General features: G+C 74.6%; 12 protein-coding genes. 5 read left to right on the top strand and 7 right to left on the bottom strand.

Translation table 11 applies throughout. The annotated features are described in order from the left end of the window. Positions 1–6 precede the first annotated feature (6 nt). Both AAC944_RS04510 and AAC944_RS04505 read left to right on the top strand, forming a co-directional pair. A complete protein-coding gene (locus AAC944_RS04510; RefSeq protein WP_030611806.1) occupies positions 7–855 on the top strand; it encodes an FAD binding domain-containing protein in 849 nt (282 codons plus the stop codon). Then, a complete protein-coding gene (locus tag AAC944_RS04505) occupies positions 852–3,728 on the top strand; it encodes a molybdopterin-dependent oxidoreductase (protein ID WP_030611808.1) in 2,877 nt (958 codons plus the stop codon). The genes AAC944_RS04510 and AAC944_RS04505 overlap by 4 nt, the downstream gene beginning before the upstream one ends. Positions 3,729–3,746: 18 nt before the next feature. Here the strand turns inward: AAC944_RS04505 and AAC944_RS04500 are convergent, their stop codons facing one another. After that, complete coding sequence (locus AAC944_RS04500; RefSeq protein ID WP_196942884.1) at positions 3,747–4,148, bottom strand: GNAT family N-acetyltransferase; 402 nt, start codon at positions 4,146–4,148, stop codon at positions 3,747–3,749. 417 nt (positions 4,149–4,565) lie between these two features. Here AAC944_RS04500 and AAC944_RS04495 point away from each other — a divergent pair, with 417 nt between their 5' ends. The 3 genes from AAC944_RS04495 to AAC944_RS04485 all read left to right on the top strand — a co-directional run bounded on the left by AAC944_RS04495 (position 4,566) and on the right by AAC944_RS04485 (position 9,345). After that, complete coding sequence (locus tag AAC944_RS04495; RefSeq protein ID WP_030611814.1) at positions 4,566–5,444, top strand: helix-turn-helix domain-containing protein; 879 nt, start codon at positions 4,566–4,568, stop codon at positions 5,442–5,444. A gap of 171 nt (positions 5,445–5,615) precedes the next feature. Continuing rightward, a complete protein-coding gene (locus AAC944_RS04490; RefSeq protein ID WP_030611817.1) occupies positions 5,616–7,556 on the top strand; it encodes a maleylacetate reductase and hydroxyquinol 1,2-dioxygenase domain-containing protein in 1,941 nt (646 codons plus the stop codon). Between the two features lie 4 nt (positions 7,557–7,560). Beyond that, a complete protein-coding gene (locus AAC944_RS04485) occupies positions 7,561–9,345 on the top strand; it encodes an FAD-dependent oxidoreductase (RefSeq protein ID WP_037771732.1) in 1,785 nt (594 codons plus the stop codon). Positions 9,346–9,390: 45 nt separating this feature from the next. Here AAC944_RS04485 and AAC944_RS04480 read toward each other — a convergent pair whose 3' ends face one another. The 6 genes from AAC944_RS04480 to AAC944_RS04455 form a co-directional block, all read right to left on the bottom strand. Next, positions 9,391–9,840 carry a DUF7144 family membrane protein gene (locus tag AAC944_RS04480; protein WP_030611822.1) on the bottom strand — a complete coding sequence of 150 codons (450 nt, stop codon included), beginning with the start codon at positions 9,838–9,840 and terminating at the stop codon, positions 9,391–9,393. A gap of 145 nt (positions 9,841–9,985) precedes the next feature. Then, positions 9,986–11,206 (bottom strand): type III PLP-dependent enzyme, encoded by a 1,221-nt coding sequence (locus AAC944_RS04475; protein ID WP_030611825.1) that lies wholly within the window; start codon positions 11,204–11,206, stop codon positions 9,986–9,988. Continuing rightward, positions 11,206–12,975, bottom strand: a complete 1,770-nt coding sequence (locus AAC944_RS04470) for an IucA/IucC family protein (protein ID WP_030611828.1) — start codon at positions 12,973–12,975, stop codon at positions 11,206–11,208. The genes AAC944_RS04475 and AAC944_RS04470 overlap by 1 nt, the downstream gene beginning before the upstream one ends. Then, complete coding sequence (locus tag AAC944_RS04465) at positions 12,975–14,165, bottom strand: MFS transporter (protein ID WP_037771812.1); 1,191 nt, start codon at positions 14,163–14,165, stop codon at positions 12,975–12,977. Before AAC944_RS04465 ends, AAC944_RS04470 begins: the two co-directional genes overlap by 1 nt. A 56-nt stretch (positions 14,166–14,221) precedes the next feature. Continuing rightward, positions 14,222–16,021, bottom strand: coding sequence for an IucA/IucC family protein (locus AAC944_RS04460; protein ID WP_030611836.1), 1,800 nt, complete (start codon positions 16,019–16,021; stop codon positions 14,222–14,224). Beyond that, positions 16,018–17,208, bottom strand: coding sequence for an ATP-grasp domain-containing protein (locus AAC944_RS04455; RefSeq protein WP_030611839.1), 1,191 nt, complete (start codon positions 17,206–17,208; stop codon positions 16,018–16,020). The genes AAC944_RS04460 and AAC944_RS04455 overlap by 4 nt, the downstream gene beginning before the upstream one ends. Positions 17,209–17,268: the final 60 nt, after the last annotated feature.

Below are 17,268 nucleotides of genomic sequence, written 5' to 3'. Positions count from 1 at the left end.
GGTGACATGGACCTGAACACGGTGACCGAGGTACGGGACGCGCGGGAGCGGGCCCCCTGGCAGCCGGGCGACTGCTGGCTCGCCGGCGGCACGTTCCTGTTCTCCGAACCACAGCCATGGATCCGCCGCCTGGTGGACCTGGGCCGGACCGGCTGGCAGCCGGTCACCCACCTCCCGGACGGCGCCCTGGAGATCGCCGCGACCTGCACCCTCACCCAGCTCTCCCGCTACGCCCGGACCTCCACGGCACCGGCCGCACCCCTCGTCGAACAGTGCTGCCGCGCCTTCCTCGCCTCCTTCAAGATCTGGAACCTGGCCACCGTCGGCGGCAACCTCTGCAACGCCCTCCCCGCCGGACCGATGATCTCCCTCACCGCCGCACTCGACGGCCGATGCCTGCTCCGCTCACAAGCCGGCGTCCTCCGCCGCATCCCGGTCACCGCATTCGTCACCGGCGCGGGCGAGAACGACCTCGGCGAAGGCGAACTGCTGCGCTCGGTGACCCTGCCCGCCCGCGCGCTACGCCGCCGAACGGCCTTCCGTCAGGCCTCCCTGTCCGGACTGGGCCGCTCCGGAGCCCTGCTCATCGGCACCCTCGACCCTTCCGACGGCACCTTCACCCTGACGGTCACCGCGTCGACCGCACGACCGGTACGGCTGTGCTTCCCGGCCCTGCCGGCCGCCGCCGGCCTGCGGGACGCGCTCGCCGGCACCGTACGCGACGACGACTGGTTCGACGACGTGCACGGGCTGCCCGCATGGCGGCGCCACATGACCTTCCGGCTGGCCGAGGAGGTACGGCGGGAACTGGACGAGCTACGACAGGAACCGGACGGGAGGGACACCCGCCCATGACCCCCGCCATCCGCGTCAACGGGCGGCCCTGCGGCACCGAGCCGCGCCCCGGCCAGTGCCTCCGCACCTACCTGCGCGAACACGGCTGGTTCGGGGTCAAGAAAGGCTGCGACGCGGGGGACTGCGGCGCCTGCACCGTGCACGTCGACGGAGAGCCCGTGCACAGCTGCCTCTATCCCGCCTTCCGCGCGGCCGGCCGCTCCGTCACCACCGTCGAAGGACTGGCGGCACCCGACGGCGCACTCCACCCCGTACAGCAGGCGTTCCTCGACGCGCAGGGCTTCCAGTGCGGCTTCTGCACCGCCGGCTTCCTGATGACCACCGCGGCACTGGAGCCGGAACACCTCACCGACCTGCCCCGCGCCCTCAAAGGCAACCTCTGCCGCTGCACCGGCTACCGCGCCGTCGAGGACGCCGTACGCGGCGTACGGCACACCGAGGACCACGACACCGCCGGGACGGTGGGCCACAGCCTCCCCGACCCGGCAGGCCACCACATCGTCACCGGCACCGCCCGCTACACCCTCGATGTCGACGTGCCGGGACTCCTCCACATGAAACTGCTCCGCTCACCGCACGCACACGCCCGGATCACCGCCCTCGACACCACCGCCGCCCTCCGGACCCCCGGCGTACGCGCCGTCCTCACCCACCACGACGCACCCGCCCCGCACTACTCCAGCGCCTGCCACGAACACCCCGAGGAGGACCCCGCCGACACCCGGGTGCTGGACGACACCGTGCGCCACGTCGGCCAGCGCGTCGCGGCCGTCGTCGCCGACACCGAGGCCGCCGCCGAAGAGGGCTGCCGCCGCATCGCGGTGACGTACGAGGTGCTGCCCGCCGTCCTCGACCCCGAAGAGGCCATGCGGCCCGGCGCCCCCGTCGTGCACGACAAGGACCCGCACACCTCGCGGACCGCCCGGCCCCGGACCAACATCGTCGCCGAAGTGCACACCGGGACCGGCGACCTCGCGGCCGGACTCGCCGCGGCCGACGCGGTGTACGAGGAGACCTTCCGCACCCAGCGCGTCCAGCACGCCAGCCTGGAGACACACGGCGCGATCGCCTGGTTCGAGGACACCGGCACCGACGAAACGGCGGCCGAAGGTACGGTGGCCGAAGGGACGGCGACCGACGAGGCGGCAGCCGACGCAGCGGCGACCGGACAGCGGCTCGTCGTCCGCTCCAGCACCCAGACCCCCTTCCTCACCCACCGCACCCTCTGCACCCTCTTCGGCCTCACACCCCGCACCCTCCGCGTCGTCACCGGCCGCATCGGCGGCGCCTTCGGCGGCAAACAGGACATGCTGGTCGAGGACATCGTGACCCTCGCCGCACTACGGCTGCGCCGCCCCGTGAAGCTGGAGTACACCCGGGCCGAGCAGTTCCACGGAACGACCACCCGGCACCCCTTCACCGTCCACGTCACGGCCGGCGCCCGCCGCGACGGCACCCTGACCGCCCTCCGGCTGCGCCTCGTCGCGGACACCGGCGCCTACGGCAACCACGGACCGGCCGTCCTCCACCGCGCCTGCGACGAAGCACTCGCCCTCTACCGCTGCCCGGCGGAGCAGGTGGACGGCTACGCCGTCTACACCCACACCGTCCCCGCCGGCGCCTTCCGCGGCTACGGCCTCGGCCAGGCCGTCTTCGCCGTCGAATCAGCCCTGGACGAACTGGCTCACCGCCTCGGCCTCGACCCCCTCCACCTCCGCGCGCAGAACCTCGTCCGCCCGGGCGACCCCCTCCGCACGCCGCCCGGCGGAACGGCGGAGCCGCACCTCGGCGACGACGGCCCGGACCGGTGCCTGGAAGCCGTCCGCCGGGCCCGCGCCGAGCCCGCGCCGCCGGCCCCCGACGGCTGGCTCACCGGCGAGGGGGCCGCCCTCGCACTGCTCGCCTCCGGACCGCCCGGCGGCCACCACGCCACGGCCCGCGCCGCCCTGACCGCCGACGGCACCTACGTACTGTCCGTAGGCACCCCGGAGTGCGGCAACGGCACCACCACCGTCCACCAGCAGATAGCCGCGGAGGAACTGGGCACGACAGCCGCGCGCGTGACGGTACGTCAGTCCGACACCGACCTCGTACCGCACGACACCGGCGCCTTCGGCTCGACCGGCACGGTGGTCGCGGGCAAGGCGACACTGCGCGCCGCGCGGGCGCTGGCCGACGTGCTCCGCGCCGCCGCGGCACGGCACGTGGGCGTGCCGATCGCCGACTGCCGCCTCACCGAGGACGCGGTGATCGCCGGAACCCGACGGGTACCGCTCACCACGCTGTACGCGGAGGCCCGCGCGGCTTCCGACGAAGGCCGGGAACTGGCCCCCGGCGAGGGCCGGGATTCGGTTGCCGGCGAGAGTCGGGAACTGGCCGCCGGCGAGGGCCGGGAACTGGCCGCCGACGGACACTCCGGCGGTACCCGGCGCTCGGTCGCCTGCAACGCACACTGGTTCCGCGTCGCCGTCGACCCCGGCACCGGCGAGATCCGCATCCTGCGCAGCGTGCACGCCGCCGACGCGGGCACGGTGGTGAACCCGGCGCAGTGCCGCGGCCAGATCGAGGGCGGCGTGGCCCAGGCCCTGGGCGCCACCCTCCTCGAGCACCTCGACATCGACGAGCGCGGCGCGGTCACCACCGACACCTTCCGCCGCTACCGGGTGCCCGCCCTCGCCGACGTTCCCCGTACCGAGGTGCGCTTCGTGGCGACGACGGCGGACGCCGTCGGGCCGCTCGGCGCCAAGCCGATGAGCGAGAGCCCGTTCAACCCGGTAGCGGCAGCCCTGGCCAACGCGGTACGGAACGCGACCGGAGTGCGCTTCACCGCACTGCCGCTGACCCGCGACAGAGTATGGCCGGCGCTGGACTGACCCATGACCGGTCCACGGTCACCGCCCGGCGCGCGCCCGACGGGCCGTCATGTGCGGGCAGCGGGCGCCGCGCGCGAGGAACGGGGCGGGGAAGGCGACGGCGGTCTCCTCGGTCATCGCCGCGAAGAACCGGCGGCCGTCCGCGGTCTGCCGGGAGGTGTACCAGCGGTAGGCCGCCGCCGGGGCGAGCGCGCGGTGCAGCGCCTCGCGGGCCAGGCCACGGCCCCGCCAGTGCTCGGCCACGGCGATGTTACGGATCCAGCCCCGCCGGCACTCGTGGCACAGCTGGTAGTCCAGCCGCCCCACGGCCCGCCCCGCCGCGTCCCACATCCCGATCTCCCGGCGCCCGGCCGGCACCGTGGGCCCGGACTGCCGGTAGCTGACGGATGCGGCATCCGGGACGGGCCCGCGGCGGGGCACCGGCGCCACCCGCCGCGCAGGCCTCCGCCGCGCGGGCTCTCGGTCCAACGGCACTCCACGCCCTCCCGCCCGAAGCGTCGCGCCCGGGTTCCGCCCCGGCCGCGCTTCTACAGACTTGTAGAGTACGCGCGTCCACGGGCCGCGGGGGCGGCGGTTCGCGGATTCGGTGGTTGCGGCGGGCCGGCGGGAGAGCGGTTCGGTGGGGTGGCGGGGCGGTGGGGCGGTGGGGCACCGGCGTTGTCAGTACCCCCGAGTACTGTGTTGAGAAGGGGACCTCGTCACCCCCAAGGGGGAGAAGGGGGGCGGAAACGGTACGCCGCCGCCTTCACCCCCGGGCCACTGCCGGGCTACGGTACGGCGCTGACGCACCGGTACGGTGATGCGCGGTGCGCATACCGCGGTGGGAGGCAGGAGTCGGTGGCTGAGCTCGGGCTGCAGGACACCCATGGGATCCTGGCGCAGCCGTGGGTCAGGCAGGACCGTACCAGCGCGGGCCTGGGCTGGGAGCACCTCTACCTCTCCACCCAGCGCGAACTGCCCTACCGTGCGGCCTTCGACGGCGCCCGCAGCCATCTGCTGATCCTGCACCTGGACGGCCCGGTCACCGTCAGCCGCGGCCGGCGCGGGCTCACCGCCGCCCGCCGCGTCCCGCCCGGCGGGCTCTTCCTGCACCCCGCGGACACGGAGCTGGACGTCGAGCTGGGCGGCCGGCTGGACACCGTGCACGTCTACCTGGCCGACGAGGCGCTGCAAGCAGCCGCGGGGGACCGCCCCGTGCGGCTCGCCGAGGAGTTCGGCGTCACCGACCAGCTGATGGAGCAGCTCGTCCTGGCGCTGGAGGGCGTCGTACGCGAGCGGGACCCGGGCGCGCGCACGTACGCCGACCAGCTCGGGATGATGATCGCTGGGCAGCTGGCGCGGCACCACAGCACCCGCCGCCGTCCGGTCCAGGGCCCGGTCCGGCCCCGCGCCGGGCTGACGGAGCGCCAGTTCGCGGCCGTACGTGAACTGCTGGACGCCCGGCTGGCGGACCCGTTGCCGATGGCCGACCTGGCCGCGGCGGCCAACTTGAGCGTCAGCCAGTTCGCCCGCGGCTTCAAGGCGCGTACCGGGCTGCCGCCGCACCGGTACCTCATGCGGCTCCGGGTCGAACAGGCCTGCCGGCTGCTGCGCACGACCACGGTCCCGATCAGTGAGGTCGCGGCCCGCTGCGGCTTCTCGCACCAGGAACACCTGACGCGCGTCCTGCGCGCACAACTGGGCACCACACCGGGCGCACTGCGCCGCGCCCGCTGACGCCCGTACGGCAGGCAGCCGCGTACGACGAGCAGCCCGCCCCGGCCCCTGCCCGGACGCGCTTTTCGTGCAGCGGGCGCGGCAGGATCGTGCAGGCGTCGGGGCGGTCGCCCGGCCGATACTCGTCACCCCACCTGCCGATCACGAACCGTGAGAGTCGGAGCGAGTCGCATGCGCGCATTCACCTACGCCGGCCACCCCGCCCGGGTGGTCTTCGGTACCGGGACGCTGAGCCGCCTGCCCGAGGAGCTGGCCCGTCTGGGTGCCGGCCGGGCCCTGGTCCTCACCACGCCGGGGCGGGCGGACCTGGCCCGCCGGGCCCGGGAGGTCCTGGGCGCGGCGGCGGCCGGGGAGTTCACCGGCGCGGCGATGCACACCCCCGTCGAGGTCACCGAACGGGCCGTGGCCGCCGCCCGGGAGCTGGCCGCCGACTGCCTGGTCGCCGTCGGCGGCGGTTCGACCACCGGCCTGGCCAAGGCGGTGTCCGCACGGACCGGACTGCCGCAGGTCGTCGTGCCGACCACGTACGCCGGGTCCGAGGCCACGCCGGTGCTCGGCGAGACGGAGAACGGCGTGAAGACCACCCGTTCGGCACCGGAGATCCGGCCGGGCACGGTCCTGTACGACGTCGACCTCACCCTCGGTCTGCCGGTGCGGGTCTCCGTCACCAGTGGCATCAACGCGATGGCGCACGCGGTCGAGGCGCTGTACGCGGCGGAGACGGACCCGGTGACCGAGCAACTCGCGTTGCGTGCGATCGAGTTGCTGAACGCTGCACTGCCCCGCATCATCGCCGACCCGGCCGACCGGGAGGCGCGGGCCGACGCGCTGGAGGCCGCCTGGCTGGCCGGTACCTGCCTCGGCAGCGTGGGCATGGGGCTGCACCACAAGCTGTGCCACACCCTCGGCGGATCCTTCGGCCTGCCGCACGCCCCCACGCACACCGTCGTGCTCCCGTACGCCATGGCGTACAACGCGCCCGCCGCGCCCGACGCGATGCGCCGTATCGCCCGTGCGTTGGGTGCCGCGGACGCGCCCACCGCCGTACACGACCTGATCCGGCGGCTCGGCGCGCCGACGAGCCTCGCCGGCCTGGGGCTGGCCGAGGCCGACCTGCCGCGCGCGGCCGAGCTCGCGACCGCCACCCCCTACCCCAACCCCCGTGCGGTCACCCGGGACGGCATCGCGACGCTCCTCGCCGACGCGTTCGCGGGCCGCCGCCCGGCCCCCGCCGATCCCCTCGCGGACTCCCTGCACACCCTCCTCGGGCAGGTCACCGCCGGGTTCGCGGGGGCGCCCGACGCGCGCGTACGGCAGCTGCTCACCGATCTGACCCGCCGGCTGCACGGTTTCGTCGCCGACAACGGCCTCACCGACGCCGAATGGCGGTACGCCATCGACTTCCTGACCCGCACCGGACAGCAGTGTTCCGCGACGCGTCAGGAGTTCATCCTGCTCTCCGACACCCTCGGGATCTCCAGCGCCGTCGACCTGCTCACCCACTCCCGTACCGCCGGGAGCACCCCGTCCGCCGTCCTCGGCCCCTTCTACGTCGAGGGGCCGCCCGCGCTGCCGGACGGCGCCGACCTCGCCGAGGGGCTGCCCGGCACCCCGATGTACGCCGACGTGCGGATCACCGATCTGGACGGCGAGCCGCTGGCCGGTGCGGTCGCCGACGTCTGGCAGTCCGACGAGAACGGTCACTACGACGTCCAGCTGCCCGACCTCGACGGGCCGCAGCTGCGCGCCCGTTTCCGCGCCGACGACGAGGGCCGGATCCGCTTCCGTTCCATCCTGCCCTCGGAGTACCCGATTCCCGACGACGGGCCGGTGGGGCACATGCTCGCCGCTGTCGGGCGGCATCCCTACCGTGCTCCGCACGTCCACTTCATGATCAGCGCGCCGGGGCGGCGCACGCTCGTCACCCAGCTCTTCGTGGCCGGCGGCGCGTACATCGATGCCGACGCCGTCTTCGGCGTCAAGGACGCGCTGGTCATCGACTTCCCCGAACACCACGGCCCGACCCCCGACGGCCGCCCCGCCGACGGCCCGTGGCGCTCCCTCGACCACACCTTCCGCCTCGCCCCCGAAGCCACCTCCGGAGACCGGTAAGACCATGACCGACCCCACCGCCTGTGCCGCCACCGCCGACGCGTACGACACCGACGTGCTCGTCGTCGGCAGCGGACCCGCCGGCAGCAGTGCCGGCCTGCTGCTCGCCACGTACGGCATACGCACCACCCTCGTCAGCAAGTACGGCTGGACCGCCGACACCCCGCGTGCCCACATCACCAACCAGCGGACCCTGGAAGTCCTGCGCGACCTCGGCATCGAGGACCAGGCGCTGGCCGCGGGCACCCCGCAGCACCTCATGGGCGACACCGTGCTGTGCACCGCGCTCACCGGCGAGGAGATCGGCCGCATCCGTACCTGGGGCACCGGTGACGACCGGCTCTCCGAGTACACCGCCGCCAGCCCCTGCCCGATGACCGACCTGCCGCAGAACCACCTCGAACCGATCCTGGTGGGCAACGCCGCCGCGCGCGGCGCCAAGGTCCGTTTCGACACCGAGTTCGTCCGCCTGGAGCAGGACGAGGACGGTGTCACGGCCCACCTCCGCGACCGGCTGCGTGGCGACGACTTCACCGTCCGCGCCCGTTACCTGATCGGCGCGGACGGTGCGCGCAGCCGCGTCGCCGAGCAGGCGGACCTGCCCATCGCGGGGCAGGAGGGCAAGGCCGGCAGCATGAACATCGTCTTCCGCGCCGACCTGAGCGCGCACGTCGCCCACCGCCCCAGCGTCCTGTACTGGGTCATGCGGCCCGGCGCGGCGACCGGCGGCATCGGCATGGGCCTGGTCCGGATGGTCCGCCCCTGGAACGAGTGGCTGCTGACCTGGGGTTACGACATCAACGAGGCGCCCCCGGAGATCGACGGGGCGGAGGCCCGCCGCATCGTCCACGACCTGATCGGCGACGACACGATCGACGTCGAGATCACCTCCACCTCCCTGTGGACCGTCAACCACACCTACGCCACCCGCTACGCCACCGGCCGGGTCTTCTGTGCCGGGGACGCCGTGCACCGCCACCCGCCGTCCAACGGCCTCGGCTCCAACACCTCCGTCCAGGACGCCTACAACCTCGCCTGGAAGCTGGCGATGGTGGTACGCGGCCAGGCGGGCGAGGGCCTGCTCGACACCTACACCGCCGAACGCGCCCCCGTGGGCCGCCAGATCGTCGACCGCGCCAACCTCAGCCGCGACCAGTTCGGCCCGATCTTCCAGGCACTGGGCATCGGTGGCGGCGCCGACCAGGAAGGGATCGCGAGTGCGCTGGCCGCCTGCCGCGCACCGGACACGGCGGGCGCACGGCGGCGGCGCGAGCTGGACGCGGCGATCGAGCTGAAGAACTACGAGTTCAACGCGCACGGCGTGGAGCTGAACCAGCGGTATGCCTCCGCCGCCGTGCTCGACGACGGCACCCCGGCGGAGGAGTGGCCGCGCGACCGGGAGCTGTACCACCAGCCCAGCACCCGCCCGGGCGCCAAGCTCCCGCACGTCTGGCTGACGGACGCGCACGGCCACCGCGTCTCCACCCTCGACCTGATCGGAAAGGGCCGGTTCACCCTGGTCACCGGCCTCTCCGGGACCGTGTGGCAGACCGCCGCCACGGCCTGCGCCACGGACCTCGGCGTTCCCCTGACCACGGTACGCATCGGCACGCCCGCCGCCCGCGACGCGTACGGCGACTGGCACCGCCTCAGCACCACCGAGGAGTCCGGCTGCCTCCTCGTCAGGCCCGACGGTTACGTCGCCTGGCGTAGGCACGCCGCTCCCGGCACGGCGGACGAGGCCCGCGCGGAGCTCGGCAAGGCACTGGCGGCCGTGTTGCAGCGCTGAGGAACGGGAGCGCCGGCGGCCCGGCCGGCCGTCGGCGCCTCGTCGTCAGGGGATGTAGCGGGTGCGGTCCGTGCACAGCGACCAGATGACGAAGACGCCGAGCGCGATGCCGACCGTGGCCCAGATGGGCTGGTACGGCAGCCACATGAAGTGCGCGATCACGTACAGGCCCGCCAGGACGATGCCCGACATGCGGGCCCAGCGGGCGCCCTTGAGCAGCCCGAAGCCGGTGATGGCCACCACGATGCCGAGGATCAGGTGGATCCAGCCCCACACGGTGGTGTCGAACTCGTAGACGTAGGTGCCGGTCAGCTCGTTGCTCAGCAGGTACACCTTGTTGTTGGCGATGCCGGCGATGCCTTCCAGGACGCCCAGAACCCCGGAGACCAGCATCAGGACGCCGGCGAAGAGCGTGCCGCTGGCCGCCCAGACGTTCTCCGGGCCGTGCGCCCGGGGTTGCTTGGGGCCCGCTGCGTGGGGTGCTGCCTGCGACATGGTGGCTCCCCTCCGTGACATACGGGTACGAATGTCGTCGGTCCAGCGTCGTCCCGCCGCGCCCCGCTGTCCACCGGATACGTCGCCGACCGCACGAACCCGGTCCCGGACGGGCACGCCCGCTGGACACCGGGACCGGACGGCCTCAGCCTCCTTCGGGCGCGCCGAGGAAGTGGAAGCCGGGGCGCGGATGCATGAGGAAGTCGTGGTGCGAGATGTTCCACGCGTACGCCCCTGCCATCCCGAACGCCACTCGGTCACCGGCCCGCAGACCGGCCGCTGCCACGCCCCGGGCGAGCAGGTCCTTGGGCGTGCACAGCTGGCCGGTCAGCGTCACCCGGTCACCCACGGCCGCCGGGCGGGGCCAGGGATGCGGCCAGGGACCGTCGGCGGGCAGCACCGTGCAGGGCTGGTCGTGGCCCTTGGTGGCGGGCGTGCGCAGATGATGCGTGCCGCCGCGGACCACGGCGAACTCCGCACCGTGGCTGCGCTTCACGTCCAGCACCTCGGTGACGTACCAGCCGCAGTACGCGGTGAGCGCGCGGCCCGGCTCGATGCGCAGCGTCAGCTCCGGGTGCGCCGCGGTGAGCCGGGCCAGCCCTGTGCCGTACGCGGTCCAGTCGAAGCGGCGCTCCGGCGCGGTGTAGTCGACGGCCATGCCGCCGCCGACGACCACTTCGGGGAGGGGTATGCGGTGCCGGGCGGCCAGGCCGGTGGCCCAGGTGACGATCGAGCCGGCCACCGCCAGCTGGGCGGGTGCCTCCAGTCCGCTGGCCAAGTGGGCGTGTACGCCCCGTAGTTCGAGGTGCGGGTAGGTGCCGTCGGTGAGCAGGCGTACGGTCTCGTCGGCCTGTTCGGGGTCGATGCCGAAGGGGGCCGGGCGGCCGCCCATGGTGAGTGCGCCGCCGTCCAGGGCGCCGCCGCTCACGGGGAGGTTGAAGCGGGGCAGTACGGCGACGCGGCGGCCGGGGGCGTGGCGTACCGCCAGGGCGGCGAGCATGTGCAGCTCGTGCACGCTCTCCACGTGGAACCGCTCGACGCCGGAGGCCAGCGCGCCGGCGAGCTCCGCCGGGGTCTTGCCCGGGCCGCCGAAGGCCAGCGGGAGGCCGGGCACCGCCTTGCGGACGTGGGTCAGCTCGCCGCCGGAGGAGACCTCGTAGCCGTGCACGTACGGCCGGAGCGCGGCCAGCACCTCCGGTTCGGGATTGGCCTTGGCCGCGTAGTACAGCTCGACCCGGCCGGGGAGGGAAGCCCGCACGTGACCGGCGTGGTTCCGCAGTGCCGTCAGGTCGTAGCAGTACGCCGGGAGGTCCTCGGGCCGCAGGGTGCGGACGCGGTCGCGGACGGCGGCGGTGGGGGCGGTCATCAGGCGTTCCCGGCGGTGGCGGAGAGGACGGAGGCGGCGAGCGGCGAGGGCAGCGGGACGTAGCCCGCCTCGCGGTCGGCCTTGCGCGCCCAGCGGGTGAGCAGGTTGGCCTTGGCGGGCAGCGGTACGCCCGCGAGCAGCGCGGCCAGCCGCGGCGGGCAGCCGTGCAGGTCGGCGTGGTGCTGGAGGGCGCGGCGCACCTCGCCCCACAGCGCGGCCTCGGTCTCCGGGTGCAGGTCGGCGAGGGCGGCGAGCAGTTCGCTGAGGTGGTTGACCAGCAGGCAGTACACCACCCGGTCCCAGCCGCGCTGCGCGTCGTACGTCAGGGGCCCGGCGACCTCGGCGGGCAGCGTGGCGAGGAGGTCGGCGTGCCGCTCGGGGAGCAGTTTGGTGCCCTCCAGGTCGCGCAGCAGTACCTGCGCGGGCATGCCGGCGCCGTCGACGCAGATCAGCACGTTCTGCAGATGCGGTTCGAAGACCAGACCGTGGTCGAAGTAGGCGGCCAGTACCGGGGGGACCAGCAGGTCGAGGTAGGCGGCCCACCACTTGAGCGCGGTCTGCGGGTCGGCGCCGGCCGGCAGCCGGGAGATGTGCGCGGGACCGGCCGGGTACTCGTCGGCGACGGCGGCGGCGAGCAGCGGCGTGGTGCCGGGCAGCAGCCGCCGGGACAGCCCCTCGCGGACGATCACCCCGAATCCTTCGAGCAGCGCGGTGTCGGGGGAACCGTCGGGTCCGGGGAGGGCCAGGCTGCGGTACGCGGGCTCGCGGAGCACCGCGCAGCCGGGGAAGCGGGCGGCCAGGCCGTCCAGGACCGGGGCCAGCAGCCGGGTGAGCGCGACCGCGCCGGACAACTCGTAACTGGCGTTCTTCCGCAGGCAGTTGGTGATCCGGACGTTCAGGCTGAACTTCAGGAAGGTGTCGGCCGTGTAGAGGGTGCGGACCGAGGCGGTCGCGGCGTAGGGCACCTCGCCGGCGCCCAGCACGCGGACGTCGTCCCGCGCCACGGCCGCCCGGAGGCCCGGATGGCCGCGCAGCAGCTCGTACTGCCAGGGGTGCGCGGGCAGCAGCCGGTATCCGGCGGGCACCGGTGCGCCGGACGCGTCCAGCGGAGCGGCGGCGTCCGGCACCGCGGTCTCCTCCGCGACCAGCTGCTCGCGGACGGCGAGCAGCAGCAGCGGGAAGGTGCCGCCGGTCTCGGGCGCGTACGCCTGCCAGGCGCCGGGGTCGCCGGTGCGGGCCTTGGGGGTGGGGTGGAAACGGTGGCCGAGGACGAGCGACTGCTCGGAGGCCACATAGGCGTCGTGCCAGTCCCAGGCGCCGTCACCGGCCGCACCGGCGTCCTCCGGCGCCGGCCGGCCGGCCAGCGCCGCCGCGGTCGCCCGGTGGCCGGCGGCGACCTGGTCCAGGAACTCGTCGTTGGTCACCCCGGTCCGCAGCGTCAGCTCGGCGTGCACGTACTCGGCCAGCCGCCGCCAGCCGATCTCGGCCCACCCGTCGCCGGTCCGCTCGGACACCGGGCCGCTGAAGCGGTGCGCGCCGATCAGCGACGTACGGCGCAGCGCGACCCGCAGCTGCACGTCGCGGCGGGGCAGTCGCAGGAGCAGGTGGCCCCGGTCGACGGCGGTCTGGTGCTCGGGGCCGGAGACCTCACGGAGCAGGCAGTTGAGCAGGGTGTGCGCCACCGCGTCGTCGGCGGTGGGCAGCCGGGCGGGGGAAGCGGGGGCCGGGGTACCGGTGCGTTCGGTTGCGGGGTTCGTCAGCGGAGGCATCAAGAGCTCCTGCGAGTAGCGGAAAGACGGCGGAAGAGAGGCGGGAGGGCGGTCGCGAGCACGGTGACCGCGGCGATCGCGGTGCCGATGAGCAGGGGAGCCGACGGCCCGAACAGGCTGTTGCCGGCCGCGGCGGCCAGGCCGGCGGCGACCGCGCCGGCCTTGGAGAAGAACTCGATGGAGCCGAACAGCCCGCCGGGCGCCCGGCCCTCGGCGCAGTCGGCGGCCAGCACGGACATGCAGACCAGCCCCAGCGTGAGACCGGCGCCGAGCAGTACCCGGACGGCCAGGAAAGCAGGCAGCGAGTCGGCGAGGTCGTGCCCGGCCGAGCCCAGCGCGACGCAGGCGAAGCCGAGCGCCACTCCGAGCCGGGGCCGGGTGCGGAAGGCGGCGTGCACCGCCATCGCGGCGACCAGGTAGCACATGTGCGGCAGTGCGAAGAGCACGCCGGACACCAGCGCCCCGGTCCCCGGTATGCGCTCCTTGACGAGCGAGATCAGATACGGGAAGGAGACCACCGTCGAGAGGACGAAGACGAACTCCAGGGCCAGGAGGGCGCGCAGCGTCCCGCGGTTGCCGCGTGCGGACCCGGCCGGGTCCGCTCCGGCCGTACCGGCACCGTGTGCCCCGGCCCGGCGCGGTTCCGGCAGCACCGTGAGCATCACCGCCGCGGCCAGCGGCAACACCGCGAGCAGCGCGTACTGCCGGTGCGGTGACAGCCACGGCGACAGCGTGCCGACCACGATCGGCGCGAGGACCAGTGCGGCCCGGGCGCTGCCCTGCATGAGCGTCAGCGCCCGGGACAGCGCGGGCCCCTCCAGCGCCGCGGCCAGATAGCCGTTGGACGCGGCGAACGTGCCGCCCAGGACGCCCTGGAGCACCAGCGCGGCGGTGAACGTGGCCACCGAGTCGGCCCACCCCGCGAACAGGAACGCGGCGGCCAGCCCCAACTGCGCGCGCAGCAGCAGCTTCTTCCGGCCGAAGCGGTCCGCCAGCCGTCCCCACAGCGGGGCGACGAGCCCGCCGAACAGGGTGGGGACGATGTAGAGCAGACCGGCCCACCGGGCACCACGGTCACCCAGGCCGGGCAGGATCTCGGTCAGGAACGGCGGCAGGCCGAGCGCCGCGAAGGACGCCACGAAGTAGCAGCCGGCCACCGCGTGCACCTGACGGCGGCCGAGCCCCGGCACCGCCGGGCCGCCCGGCGGAACGGCGGGCGCCGGGCACGCCTGCGGCGCGGTGGCGCTCACCGGGCACTCCCCGCCGGCCGCAGGTAGTTGGGGCCCGTGGTGTAGTGCTTGTTGATGTCGGCCGCGCCCGAGCGCTCCTTCGACAGCAGCGTCCCCGCGCTCACCATCGCCTTGACCGGCAGGTACGGCGCGTCCAGCAGCCGTGCGCGCAGGACGGTGCCCGGTTCGCCGGGCCCGGTGCCCAGCCGCCCGACGGCGTCGGCGAGGCGGTCGCGGACCAGCCCCAGCAGCCGGTCCAGCGGCGCCCGGCCGTGCCGCGCCAGCCCGAAGGCGTACGCACCGGCACACAGGTGGACGGTGATGGTGGTGAACACGTCGGCCACCGGACCGTCGCTCTCACCGCATATCCGCCCGTCGGCGAAGTCCGCCGGGTCCGGCGCGGCCGCGCCCAGCCGCTCCCGCAGCCGTACGGTGTTGATCCGGGGCGCGTCGTTGTCCTTGAACAGCAGCCGCATCCGGGTACCGCCCGTGGCCGTCCGGTCCAGCAGCAGCGAGACGTTCTGCTGGTGGGACTCCAGGGCGATGCCGTAGCCGAAGAGCGTGGTCTGCCAGTCGAACAGCAGGGTCAGGCAGGCGTCGAGCAGCGCGAGCGGGTCGCCGCCGTGGAACCGGTCGGCGAGGTGGTCGATGACCAGCCGCCCGCCGGGCGCCGGGGCGAGCAGCGCGGCCAGCGGGACGACGGCGCTGCCGTCCAGGCCGGCCGGGTAGCGGCGGCACAGTACGGCCAGCAGCTCGTGCCCGGCGTGCGCGTACACCGTCTCGTCGGCCTGGAGCACCGACTCCCGGAACCGCGGCTCACGGGCGAGCACCGTCTCCAGCAGCCGCTGGCCCGCCGCGCCGTCGACCAGGGTGGGCGGCTTGATGGTGCGCCGGTTGCGCAGCCCCAGCGTCGAGGTGGCCAGCGGCAGTTTCAGATGCGTCCGCGGGTCGGCGGCCGCCGCCACGGTACGCATCGACAGCGTCGGTACGGTCTCCAGCCAGGGGCGTTCGGTCAGCACCGCGTCCGCGGTCAGGCCCGTCTCCCGGAGCGCGGAGCGCAGCGGGCCGCCGGCGGTCAGCGGGTGCACCGGCAGCGCGAGGTGGCTGCGGTTCAGGTCGGGGCGTGCCAGGTCGGCGGGCATCGGCCAGCAGGCGGGCAGTGCGTCGGCGCCGCCGGCCACGGTGACAGCGGCGCGCGGCAGCAGCAGCCAGCGCAGCGGGAACCGGGGGTGGAACTCCGGCGCGTACGCCCGCAGCAGCTCCTCGTCCAGGCCGGAGCGCCCGCGCGAGGCCGGGTACACCGGGTGGTCGAGGCGGGCCGCGAGCGTGTCGTGGGCGAGCCCCGCGGCCAGACCCGTCCAGCGGGCGGGGTCCGGGCCGTGCCGGTCCGTCAGCGCGGCGGTCACCTCGTCCCGCGTCGCGGCGTGCAGCCGCAGCGTCGCGAGGGTCTGCCGGCACTCCTCGGCGAAGGCGTCGAAGCCGTCGTGGTCGAGCGGGTCGGCGTGCGCCCGCAGCGCGGCGAGGACGTCGGCGAGGCCGCTCAGCCGGGCGCCGTCGGCCTCGCGGACGAGCAGCGGCAGCCGGGCCGCGTACTCGGCCTGGTAGCCGTCGGGCGTCAGCGGCAGCAGCAGCGCTTCGCCGGTCCCGGCGGGCAGTCGCAGCCACTGACCGTCCGGGCGCTGCAGGACGGTGCTCCGGGTGCGCAGGCCCGCCACGTCCTCCCGCAGCAGCGCGCTCAGCACGCGCACCAGCAGCGCGCGCTCCGCCGGCCCGCACGCCGTCCCCGTGCCGGTGCGGGTCCCGGTAGCGGCGGTCACGGGGTGATCTCCCAGCGTTCGGTGGCGAAGAACGCCTCGGCGGCCCGGTCGACGGCCCGCTGGTCGCTGCCGACGGCCCGCAGTACGCCGAGGTAGTCGCGGTTGGTGCGGTAGTGCGGGTGCGTGCTGCCGACCGCGCGCAGCGGACGGTACGTCAGACGGACGCCGTCGACGGTGCGGTCCTGCGCCGCGGGTGCGGCGGTGAGGGTGCCCGCCCGGTCGGCGAGGGCGTACCGTACGTCCGCCGCGCGGCCGGTCCGGGCGCCGAGGCCGGCGGGCAGCGGCTCGCCCAGGTGGGTGCGGAGGATGTGCGCGAAGAGCGGTACGTCCAGCACCTGCGCCAGCAGCAGGTCGCACTGGTCACCGATGGCGCGGTAGTTGACCTCGATGAGCCGGGCGCGGCCCTCGTGGACCACGAACTCGGTATGGCAGGCACCGAACCCGACGCCCAGCGCGCGCAGTTGGGCCAGTACCTGTGCCACGACCGGCTCGGGGTGGGATGCGACGAACGTGAGGCGCTCCTCGATGAAGGCCGGGGGAGGGGACACCGTGGTGTGGAATCCGCCGAGGACGTGCAGGGTCCGGCCGTCGCCCAGGGTCTCCAGGGTGAACAGCTCGCCGGGCAGGTACTCCTCGGCGACCAGCGCCGCTTCCGGCCGCCGGGACCGTATCTCCTTGGCGCGCTCGACCAGTTCGCCGGGCCCCTCGGCCAGCACGACGTCCTCGCTGGCCACCCCTTCGCGGGGCTTGAGGACACAGGGGTACGGCAGACCGGCGGCGGCCAGCGTGCCCGGTTCCTCATGGGGCGCGAGCTGTGCGGACCGTACGGTGTCGAGGCCGGCGGCGGCGAGGTGGCGGCGCATCTCGGCCTTGTTCTTGGCGCGCAGCGCCGCACGCCAGTCCTTGCCGGGCAGCCCGAAGTACGCGGCGGCCAGCGCCGCCTGGGTCTGGAGATGGTCGCTGTTGGTGAAGACCGCGTCGGCGGGGCCGTGCGCGGCGATCCGGCTGATGACCGCGCGGACGTCGTGGACGTCGCACTCGATGATCTCGGTACGCGGATATCTCCCGTGGTGGGCCGCCGGCTGGTCCGTCAGGACGGTGACGTCGAGGCCGAGGCGGGCGGCGGCCGGGAGGAAGCCGTCGGTGACCGAGTCGGTGGGGTTGAGCGCGAGCAGGTGCATCCGCATGAGCGGGACCCCTTCGGGTTCGGGGGTGGTCCGGGGTGGTGCGGGGGCGGGCCGGGGACC

The sequence above is a fragment of the Streptomyces sclerotialus genome (assembly GCF_040907265.1).
Lineage (GTDB): Bacteria > Actinomycetota > Actinomycetes > Streptomycetales > Streptomycetaceae > Streptomyces > Streptomyces sclerotialus.
Note: the sequence above shows the minus strand (reverse complement) of the source record. Positions and strands in the feature narration are given on the sequence as shown.